This window comes from Sulfolobus sp. B1 (assembly GCF_007050195.1).
In the GTDB taxonomy this organism is placed as follows: domain Archaea; phylum Thermoproteota; class Thermoprotei_A; order Sulfolobales; family Sulfolobaceae; genus Saccharolobus.
In genome coordinates this window covers 1-10,608 of record NZ_QIMI01000057.1, presented here as the reverse complement: position 1 = coordinate 10,608, position 10,608 = coordinate 1, and the positions used below count along the sequence as shown (strand labels likewise).

The following is a 10,608-nucleotide window of genomic DNA, read 5'->3' as shown; positions in this document are numbered from 1 at the left end:
CTCCCGTGAAGCCCAAGGGTTGATATATATGAGATCCGATGAAACCCAAACCCCTCAAAGTATATACTGAGCATATGTACAAGTCAAACTTCTTTCTGGCTCTTAACTTAGGTGTACAATGTTGTATGACACAAGTCGTCTCTATTTTCAGTAGTCTGATGAAAATAATGTAATCTACTCTGGCAAACGAGTGTGGACAACGATTTAGTTATTTTGATATAAATTGAACTTTCTTTATAAGAGAGTAACAAAGGTAGTAAGCTTAGAAACGCTCAATTACGTAGAAGTTTGAATTGGGACTTTAACCAGAGTTTATAGCTTCTTGATCATAACACTATACCAAGAGCGGAATTGTTGTTCAAATTCAAGATTAGATGCCTTTATCAAAAAAAATTTTGCATATAATAAAAATTGTTGTTCACGTTTGTTTTAAAAGGTGATGCTTCCCACCTTTTCGTTATCCTCTTATGAATGAATTAAACCTTTGGCACGATATTCATTTCCAGTGTAATTATATTTTTGTGATTGTATGTATGAGCTTGAGGACATATAGAGGTTATTATTCATTCCTATTTTATTTCCCATTCCTTAATTTCTTCCTCTTTTACATTAGCCTTTCTTAGGATTTTTTCCATTGTCTTCTCATCTGGAAATATTACCTCCAATCCCCTTACTTTTTTGAGTATCATGTTAGATAGTTTAAAGTATATATGAGGGAGTGTTAGGTGAAAGAATTGTACTAGACTAAATTCTCTAAGACTCTTTTTAACCTCTCCCTATTGATGTAGTCACTATCAATGGGGTCAATCTTCATCATGTACAGCTTTTTACCATTATATTGAAATTCTATAAATCCCTCCTTTTCAACGACTTTATCTAACTCGCTTGTTGCCAACTCTTCCTCGTCATAATATTCGTTATCCTCTCCTAATCCGGGATATACTAAAATTGCTGTAGTAGGGTCATACTCATAAGTATACGCCATTATCTTAAACCTACCTAGAGTTATATAACTAGGCTCACTCGAGTACTTACACTCAAAAAGTATTAAGTAGTTATTAGATAATGATACATCGGGTTTTCCCCTAAACCTTTTCACATTAACTATATTATCTACCGATCTTAGTTTTGACGCTTCAAGGCTTGAGTTGAAGTAAAAGTATAATGTCCTCGAATCCTTAGTTGCTTCGTATTTTTCCCCTCTCTTGGAAATTTTATAACCTTCTGATTCGAGCAGTGATGCTAGTAAATAGAATACGTAAATTTCGTATAGCCTCCAGAGTAGGAACTTCAACTTCAATACTAGCTCTTCTTTCTCTTTAATCTCAGCTGGTCTAGTGCCTATCTCTATCCTTTTCTTTAACACTTCATACGCTTTATAAGCTCTTATCAACCACTGTGGGTCCGTGTAGATTGGCCCTCTGAAGTAACCTCCGGGGAATAGTTTAAAGTATTTTTCTTTTAGCTCGTTTAGGGATGTCCAAAAGTTGTCGATGAAGTTGAAGTATTCTGGGAGGTCTGTATTAATAATCTCATACCCTTTTAAAAGCCTTGTCGCCATTTCATATACTGATCTCAAGATTGTTCCAAACACCCTATATTCTGGCGCATTCATCCCTTCCCTATAAGTGTAGTATGAATATAACTTCTGAGGTAAGACTAAAATTGTCCTATCAACGTCTAACTGTCCTAAGACTTGATTAGCATATTCTACGCTTAACTCCCTATACGTTAATTTGTCTTTCAATGCTTCTTTTGCTGACTCCAAGACCTCCTTTACTGCTATATATGCTACATAAAGCCTAATATAATTCAAGACGTTCTTATTTACTTTCTCTATTTCTATATCTACCTTTTGGATTCCTAAAAGTTCATTTAGCCTTATTACGCCGGTATATTGTAAGTAAAATGCTGATATTTTATTCAGTAATGCCTTATCCCTCTCCGTCAAGTTGGCCTTACCTCCTTCTGATTATCTCATCAAACTTATCGATAATCCTACTATCGATCGTACCTAATGAAGATCTCAGTAGCCAAATGAAGGTGTCAACGTTGCGTTTATCTTTTGGTAATTTGGAGTATAAGAGTAACGCCTTTCTTACGGAAGCTGGAGAAATGTTAAAAGTTATTCCCTCAGTACTCAGCTCCCCATCATTATTAAACTCTTTCCTTAACTTTTTAACTATGTCAGTTATATCTTTCTTTTCATTTTGATCAAGGTTTTCAGCAAATTTCTCCACGTCCTCAGCTTCATTTGGATATCCAAAATTAAATATTGTAAACCTCCTCAAGATAGCCTCTCCCAAATAGAATAAGTTCTTAACGTCAACAAGGTTCATTGTAGCTATAATCCTTATCTTCCGTAATGGTGAATCCCCATTATTTTTGTAGTTTTCTAAGAATTCACCAGCCTCACCATCAATTGATGATCCATAACTCTTTATCTCATCTATTAGTGATGAAGGTATCTTCCACTCGTCAGGGTTAAAGCTGGAAAACATTGTAAATAATTCCCCAAAAGCCTTATCAACATCAGCTCTGTTAATCTCATCTATGACAACAAAGTATAAGCCGTCTCCGGTTATCTTACTTGCCTTGTTGTAAGCCCGTATGAATAGCCCACTCCTCCATATCACTCCCTTCTCATACAGACTTTCTCCGCCTATCACGTGTCTCCTAAACCACAACGAATTTGCAGTGGTTACAGTGTAACATTCCTTATTATCCCCGACCAGTTCTCTCACTAAGTAAGTAGCTAAAGTCGTTTTACCAGTGCCAGGGGGTCCTACAAATAATACGTTTCCCACACTCATAGCCGTTTTGATAAAGTCTAATGGATTACTAATGTCAGAGTATTTATCTATATTGAGATAGAGCGAGTTATAGTCTGGTTTAAAGCCATTTTCCTTACACTCTAGTACTTGTAATTGAGTCGTTTTAGTCTTATTATCTTGTGGAGAACGGTATAACTCTAACGTAGTCCTAACTCCTTGATCTAATTTATCTTGAATATAAGGCATTAATACATTTACGATACTATTATTCTTATTCACATCAAAGCATTGATTTGTACGGAACCCGGCAAATCCCTCTATATTATCACCACTCCACTTATCGGGGTTACCTAAATTATTTCGTATTGAGTCATTCAAGTAGAGAACTTTGATCCTAAACCTAACTAACCATAGCTTATCATTATCCTCTTTCCATCCCTTAAAGTTTCTGTAGACGTCAAAATCAATATCAGTTACTATACCAAAGCCGAGGACTCCAGACTTTTCGCCAGAGTCTTTTTTAGTGGCGTAAAATACGCCAATCAATGGATGAATATCAGGGGCTAATTTCACAGCTCCATTTTCTATTTTTATGTGACCCTCACGATACTTGTTTACTAGAGTGGCAAAACTAAAACCTGTCATCTCATCTTGTCCCTTGTTTTCCCCTGGATCTCCCCATAAGGTATATCCGATCTCTCCTTCTAGGGAATACTTTATTGAATTGATCCAATGTTCTATACCGCCTTCGAAGAAGCATAGGTAAAAGTTCTTTTTTTCCACTGCTTTCTTTATGAAATCTATTATCTTTTGAATATTCTCATCTTCGTAGCTGTCAAGATCAAAACCTATTGCTTTTCTAGTGTTTAACCACTTTCCATACATTTTTGTATAGGTATTACTCTCACACCCTAATAAGTTTTCACCACTTTTCTTGTACTCCTAAAACAACCTCTTGACCTTATTGTCCTTCTGCGCCCTTTAAACATAATTACTCCCCTATATTCTCCGTACTTGAACAGCGAAACTTCTCTGAAAAAGATCTTACATAACTTAAGATTAACTAGAAAGAAGCTAAGATCCTTATCATACTTTAAGTTGAAAAGTGGAAGAGAATTTCTGCACATTAACATTTTTTAACAGTTAAGCTTATGAGCCTCCATCACATTAGTTGTCCTAACCTCGTAACCTAAGATCTATTCAGAGAATTGCTTAGCCTTTTCTAATACTTCAAAATCCGTTATTATTAGCTTAACATTAGAACCTTTTTCTAGTAACGCTTTGGTTGAGGCTATTTCACCAATCACCGGTAACTCTAAGATTATGTAATCCCCTTCAAGCAAGCTAAGATCTCTAAAGACCTTTACTGCTCTCTCAAATCTTTTCCTTCCCCTAACCTCATTTATATCCTCCGACCAACCAGTCCATTAAATTATTAAGAAAATTAGTGTAAATGTCTTATATAATTTAAAGGAAAAGAGAGATAAAAATTACTTGACCTTACCCTTATAGGGTTCTCCTCATTGATTCTTGTTTGAGGAGAAGTCGAGAAGAATTAAGAAGGTTAATGGTTAAAATTCTATCATTCCTATGACCACAATTAACACATAATGTGGAAAACAGCTTTTAGTATAAAATAGATTTTTTCTTTACAGAAGAAAAATTTTTGGTCATCTATTTAATTATGTTAATAGAGTTGATTTCCCCACTCAGCAATTTTTAGATTGCTTAACAGTTGTAAGTCAGATATCTCTTACCTTCTATAAAGTATATGCACAGCTTCTTATAGCCTTGGGGATTTTCTAAATTAGGTATTAACTCCCCATTTTCTTTGCTCAGTTGATGATCGATGGCGACCAACTCCACTTTAGGTACTCTGATCTCTCTCTTAAGTAAGCCATAAAGGAATTCTCCATTAAATGAAGAGGGAGGGGAAAAGACTACCTTAAACTCTTTATCATATGTCTGTTCCTCGAAAGAGTTAAAGTAAATTAGTACACCATCACTATTCACCTTCAACTCCCTGAAGTAAACTTTACTCCTAATAATAAAACTCAAAAGATCGTTGCTGATGTGACTGCAGTCCAAAAAGGCTTTACTGAACCACAACTTAGTAGTCAAGATATCACGTAAAATGTCCATCTGGTCGAAACAGTTAACGAGGATGAAATGAGCCCTATCGTTACTTCCTAAGCCTATACTATTATGGTTTATCTCAATATATTTGAAATTCTTGGCGAAATTGTCGACAACCCTATGTATTAGTAAAGGATTGTCGTTAATCACCAGGTTAACTTCAAAACCCATAATTTCCCTAAAAATGCTCTCAGCTTTATCTATGAGATCTAAGGGTAGGGAGAGTTCAGCATCCCTCTTCTTTATCTTAACGTTAATATTATTATTTTTAAGTGTGAAACCTAGGCTAGCCTTATATTCCTCAACCCAACTTAGCTTTTTGAGACTATTAGTTAATTTCTCTAATACTTCATATATTTCTTCTATCTCTTCAATGTCGTCTATGGCCAGATTCAAAAAGGTCACCTCAAATTAGGGACCATCTATCAGTGTAAACGGCTTGACTCTCTACCCACGCCTCAAACGGCAATTTAACTTCCTCTAGCGCCCTTATTAAAACTCTTTTATGAGGATACGATCTCGAAACGTGGAACAACTCAACGAAGCCATTCTTCATTAAGTGGATTATTCCCAAAATATGCTCCTGCCTAAATAGATATGATGGGATCTCTAAGTTCTCACTTGTCCTATTCCCGCTAGCTACTCCTAGATATGTTGCGATCTTATTACTATGTTGACTATTGTAAACTCCAGTGTAATTGAAAATTAAATGTTTACATCTATACTTTGGAGAGAATACTATCAAACCCTTGTTTACTTTTAAGAAGTGGGAATGTGTACCCAAAAAATCAAAGGTATACTCTCCGTCAATTGAGTTTACTATAGTCAATAGGTCATCTGATGAAATATCTTTCCTAATTACTGGAAAGCTAATATTACGTGAAGGGTTAAGAGTGAGCGTGAAGCACTTCAGTGCGTTTACCTTTACTTTGTCTAAATATTTTTCAGGGTCCTCGTTATGAAGTTTTATTACTACGTCTCCTTGAGTTAAGGATAGGTCTATTGCCTTATCAACGTTAATTTCTTTAATCATACTCCTCTTATGGATTAGAAATTTTGGTAGCTTGAACTTACGCTTGTATATGATAGGTAAGATCTTAGCGAACAGTAAGTAATCTCTTTCATCGCTTTTACCAATAATGCCTAACAGCTTAACCTTAAATTGTCTTATTACGTTAGAGACGTAGTTATATAACATTGGGTAACCTGTTAAAGAGCTAATGACTCCTACCTTTCTCAAAGCCTCATCTGGGGGTAATAATGATTGCGTAAATATCCCCTCACTGAACTCATTCTTACCTTGATCGTCATATAGGTCGTCCAATAAGAATACTAGATATGTTTGGCTATCCTTTACGTATTTTATTAATCTAATGAATTCATCATCCCAGTTACTCCTCGCAATATGAAGGTTTAACTTCTCATATTTCTTATCTTTATATAGGAAGACTTCTGAGAATCCGTTGTCTAATATAAAAGCTAAAGCTAAGGCAGAGTTATGGTCTAACTGTCCATATTGTCTCTCTATTTTAGAAATTATGTTATAATGCTTATGAATTTCCGATCTGAACGAAAAGGAATTAAAGGAAGTATTAATTTTAACCTGAAATTCATGAGATTTCTCTAAACCCCTCCCCTTAAGGAATAACGTTAAGTTCCATTCCTCACTTAAGATAGATGGGAATTCAATGATTTCATCAGCCTTATTAATCCTTATCACCTTAGTCGGTTGAAGGACTTTCACCTTAGCCCTTAACCTCTCTAACCTACCATCGTGTATTCTTATCTCATATTCCCCTTCTGGTATTTCCTCATCCAATTTTATTTCTAAGAAGAGGGAAGTATCATTATCTAAAGGGGGTATGAAAAATACGTCCATTAATCTAACCCTCTAGTAAAAAACACGTCCCTACTAGCAAAGTTAGTCTTCTTGTATTTTAAACGTTGAATGGGTTTTTCTAATTGAGCTCTCATGTTAAAAAGATTCGTACGATGTTATATAAATGTTATAACTGAGCATAACGAGAGAGAAAACGCTTTAGATTTGCCTAATTTTTGACTTAAGATTTTTAAATAGGATTATATCGTATTATGATAAAGTAAAGTGTGATTCACTTATTGATCGTTACGTTATTTACATAATTTCTTATATGAATGAGAGAGTGGGTGAAAGTTCTCAACAATTATGAAACTGTGTTATGAAAAAGCTAGACCTATCTCAAATCTAATTTGTGAGGTTTGCATATACATTTATGAAAAACACTAAATAAGTTTCCAAATTGCTTAAAACAGATATATTTCAGTCAACTAAATTTTTTGATTTTTAATAATTCTTTTCTTGGGGGTTATAATGTTGATAATTAACAAGAAACTTACCTCCTCTAAAGGCAGAGGGTTCCCTTAGGGCAGTTCATAAGTTTATGTTTAATCTTTTCTCTTCATAGCTAGCATCTTTAACATTCACTCGCCCAGCGAAAACTGGTTCTTCATCCAAATTTACCCTTTTACCTCACTCCACCTTTCTCGAGACTAGTATTGAGGAGGGGGATTCTCACTATCTTTCCCTCCGCGTTCTTCACTGGAAATATTAACCCCCTGCCTTGAAAGGCGAAGTTTACTGTTCCTTTGCCAGATCTCAAGAATTAACTCAACAATCGATTGAACAGATAGCTCTTATAACGTCTAGAAAGCCACGTGCTCTACTATTTTTTCAAAGTGATGAGAGCCTTGAGGAAGTCAAGTTAAAATAGTAGGAGTATTGTTATATATTTTTAAAATTAGATGAAATATCTCTTTAAACATAATGCTTATATCAGTTAATATGGTGTATAAACATATCTATTAAGATTTAAATGACAAAATTTATTACCTACTTTTTCTATATAATATTTTTGGGAGATTTATGGATTTAAGATCCTTAAATAGGATCGTCCTCATTTCCTCATCTGTATTATATTCGGTAAACGTTATACTTTCCTTATCATTATTTACATTACTCTTGATCAAACCTTTACCAATATCTAATCCGGACGTTAAGGCAATATTGACAGCTGTCCCACTAATTTCAGGTGTGTTTAATGCGTTAATATTAGGTATGATAAGCATGAGCTTGAAGTACGCTGAATATTACGGAATATCTAAATCCGTCTTAGCCATAATTATATACTCTGCGTACTGGCTATATTTTAAACCACCATTTGATATTCTAATCTTTATAATCTAGATAATGGCGTTATGTCTGATCCAAATAGTAGACTTGTATTACTACGCTAGGATCCAAAAGGAGATGTTCGGATAATGCTTATAAAGGTGAGGATTGAGGGTATTGAAGTATTCCCATCTCAAGTTAAGGGTAAATTGGCTTTAGAGAGAAACTTAGTGTTAATAATTAGGACTCAAGCTAGGGTTCTCTATGTAGATTATATAGGAAGTAACTCAACGTTAGGAGCTTATGTTCCTCCACCTTTTTTGTCTGGTAAAATATACTATTATAAGTTAATTGAGGTCCCAGAAGGAATGGAGAAGTATATTGAGTGTATAGCAAAAGAAGTCGAGAATAGGTTAAACCCATTATTTAAGAATAAGGGGATAAAATGTGAAGAACAATTGACTGTTTTAGTTGAAGCTGGTGAGTGATTTGGACATTAAAAGATTGCTAATATGCGATCAGATAGGGATGAATAACTCTGGACAATACTATATAGAAGTTGATAGGTTAAGGATATTATTTGAGGCTAAGGTAAATATTGGTATAATAGTGGAGATAATATTGAACTCGATAAATTACAAGTTAACGTGTAAAATAGTGTTTGATCCCAGGTATGAGAAAGTTATAGAAACGTCATGTATTGGATTTAAAGAAGATAAGGTCAAGTATATAATTCAGAACTGTTTTAAGGAGAAGGGTATTTTATATACTGGCAAAACCTCAAGATGAAGTAGCATAGATATATAAATAGACTGACAAATTATATATATTGTGAGACTTGCTGTTTTAGGATCAGATAAGTTGGTTACTCCAACTAATGCTATTCTAACTGAAGTGTTTACCGGGATATTGCCAGATGAGATTTACATCTTATCAGAGGATTCTAAAAATCAACAGAAGATCCCATTAATAAGTCAAATGCTCTCATTGTTTGGCAAAGAGGTCAAAGTTAAAAGCGAAGTCGTAGGAGAGGGGGTGGAGAAGTGGAGAAATTACGTATCAAATTTAGATGTTGATATAGCTGATATTACGCCTGGAAGAAAATATATGGCGATTTCAGTTTATGCATACTCTAAGGCTAATGAAGTTAGGTATGTCTACATAAAGAATGAAAGTCAAGGGTATAAGGTATTTGGATATATACCGTTTGATCAAGTAAAAGTAATAGATGTAAGGCAAGGTACTCAAGTGCCATTTAATCCCATAGATGTGAAAAAAGGTAAAGATACTTATGATCTTTCAGATGATTCAATAAGAGCGTTAATAAACATTTACTCCCTTTTAGGTGAAGTTAAGATAGTTATAGACGGTATCGAAGTTAATGACCTAAGAGAATACGTGAAGGAGAGTGAGGCGTACAAAAGGGGAGAGAATGAAGTTCTATTGTGTGCTACGCGGGCTGGTTTGCTAAGATATAAGGAAGAGGAAGACATAGTAAAAAAAGCAAGACAAGGTTCTTTCTTCGTTGCTGATACAAACGTATATATCAAATTAGGTACGAGAATAAGTAATTTAATTTATGATAGAGAGTATGGCAGAAGGCTATTGCCAACGAGAACTATATTCAATGAAATTGATAATTATGCTAAAAGTACTCAGAAGGGAGAAAAACAAGTAATATTTCAATTAGCTTCATACACCTTTAGATCCTTACATGCTCCTCCCTTAGCTACGGAAAGTAATAATGTAGGAGATGTAGAATTTGTAAATGAGACTAAGAAATTGAAGGGTGAATTGGACCACGTTACGTTAATAACGGCAGATCAAGGCGTAGCTAATTCAGCTAAGAGTAGAGGGGTAGACGTTATATTCTTGGATAAATTAACAGATGGAAATTTAGATGGGATTGGTGAGTTTCTCCACTGTTTAAGCATTTTTAGGAAGAGAATTGAGATAAAAGTGAATAATAAGTCAATGGGAGAGATATTAAATCAAAAGGTAATCGATCCTAAGGCAAAAGTTAAAGATCATACGAATTATGCATATTTACTTGAGCTAGAGGAACAATTTCTTAAATAGTGATGTGAACTAAAAATTTTAAGGATGTGCTATTATTTTACAAAGAGATCATTTTTAATAATTTTATCTATTATTTAAATAAAAAATTTTCTATATAATGTATAGTCGATAATTTTCACTTAGAAACTTTTGTAAGCTACCTTAATGTTGTGTAGTTTGTTAAGTACTTCTATTGACCTTCTCCTAAAGACTAGCTTTCATCACTTTGTAAACTTCCCTTTAGATAAGCATGTGTTTATAACAGATATTTAAGCACTTTAGCACCGATTATGAGAGATGAAGTTATGATTAAACAGACCGTTGAGACATCTAATCCCCATAACGCTAAATGTTGAGCCAAAGACTTTTAATAGTGAATAAGCTATGATAGAAAGAGGGACAAGCCTCGCCCTTTAGGGCGAGAAGGAGGTCAGAGAGCTTAGTAAAAACCCTCTCCTTTATCTTTATCGGTAAACTCTTGAACCTTTTCTA

Annotated in this window: 9 protein-coding genes; 4 read left to right on the top strand and 5 right to left on the bottom strand. The window is 34.4% G+C overall.

Annotated features, from left to right (window positions below; genetic code table 11):
- Positions 1 to 739: 739 nt before the first annotated feature.
- The 5 genes from DMP16_RS05405 to DMP16_RS05390 all read right to left on the bottom strand — a co-directional run bounded on the left by DMP16_RS05405 (position 740) and on the right by DMP16_RS05390 (position 6,789).
- The gene (locus tag DMP16_RS05405; RefSeq protein ID WP_069284418.1) at positions 740 to 1,951 is read right to left on the bottom strand and encodes a hypothetical protein; all 1,212 of its coding nucleotides are present in this window, start codon (positions 1,949 to 1,951) and stop codon (positions 740 to 742) included.
- A 7-nt stretch (positions 1,952 to 1,958) separates the two neighbouring features.
- Positions 1,959 to 3,659 carry an AAA family ATPase gene (locus DMP16_RS05400; protein ID WP_069284417.1) on the bottom strand — a complete coding sequence of 567 codons (1,701 nt, stop codon included), beginning with the start codon at positions 3,657 to 3,659 and terminating at the stop codon, positions 1,959 to 1,961.
- 311 nt (positions 3,660 to 3,970) lie between these two features.
- Positions 3,971 to 4,117, bottom strand: coding sequence for a hypothetical protein (locus DMP16_RS10945; protein WP_156770096.1), 147 nt, complete (start codon positions 4,115 to 4,117; stop codon positions 3,971 to 3,973).
- A gap of 385 nt (positions 4,118 to 4,502) precedes the next feature.
- Positions 4,503 to 5,306, bottom strand: a complete 804-nt coding sequence (locus DMP16_RS05395; protein WP_143576954.1) for a hypothetical protein — start codon at positions 5,304 to 5,306, stop codon at positions 4,503 to 4,505.
- Between the two features lie 10 nt (positions 5,307 to 5,316).
- Positions 5,317 to 6,789 (bottom strand): hypothetical protein, encoded by a 1,473-nt coding sequence (locus DMP16_RS05390; RefSeq protein ID WP_069284415.1) that lies wholly within the window; start codon positions 6,787 to 6,789, stop codon positions 5,317 to 5,319.
- A 1,023-nt stretch (positions 6,790 to 7,812) separates the two neighbouring features.
- Between DMP16_RS05390 and DMP16_RS05385 the strand changes: the two genes are divergently transcribed.
- The 4 genes from DMP16_RS05385 (at position 7,813) to DMP16_RS05370 (ending at position 10,137) form a co-directional block, all read left to right on the top strand.
- Positions 7,813 to 8,133, top strand: coding sequence for a hypothetical protein (locus tag DMP16_RS05385; RefSeq protein WP_185957820.1), 321 nt, complete (start codon positions 7,813 to 7,815; stop codon positions 8,131 to 8,133).
- 74 nt (positions 8,134 to 8,207) lie between these two features.
- Positions 8,208 to 8,546 (top strand): hypothetical protein, encoded by a 339-nt coding sequence (locus DMP16_RS05380; RefSeq protein WP_069284412.1) that lies wholly within the window; start codon positions 8,208 to 8,210, stop codon positions 8,544 to 8,546.
- 1 nt (position 8,547) lies between these two features.
- Positions 8,548 to 8,847: a hypothetical protein gene (locus DMP16_RS05375; protein ID WP_143576952.1), complete on the top strand. Its 300-nt coding sequence runs from the start codon at positions 8,548 to 8,550 to the stop codon at positions 8,845 to 8,847.
- A gap of 42 nt (positions 8,848 to 8,889) precedes the next feature.
- Positions 8,890 to 10,137, top strand: coding sequence for a PIN domain-containing protein (locus DMP16_RS05370; RefSeq protein WP_069284410.1), 1,248 nt, complete (start codon positions 8,890 to 8,892; stop codon positions 10,135 to 10,137).
- Positions 10,138 to 10,608: the final 471 nt, after the last annotated feature.

Excerpts from the sequence above, each read along its gene's own strand:
- DMP16_RS05385 (WP_185957820.1), top strand. The coding sequence starts at position 7,813 with ATGGATTTAAGATCCTTAAATAGGATCGTCCTCATTTCCTCATCTGTA.
- DMP16_RS05390 (WP_069284415.1), bottom strand. The coding sequence starts at position 6,789 with ATGGACGTATTTTTCATACCCCCTTTAGATAATGATACTTCCCTCTTC.
- DMP16_RS05380 (WP_069284412.1), top strand. The coding sequence starts at position 8,208 with ATGCTTATAAAGGTGAGGATTGAGGGTATTGAAGTATTCCCATCTCAA.
- DMP16_RS05400 (WP_069284417.1), bottom strand. The coding sequence starts at position 3,659 with ATGTATGGAAAGTGGTTAAACACTAGAAAAGCAATAGGTTTTGATCTT.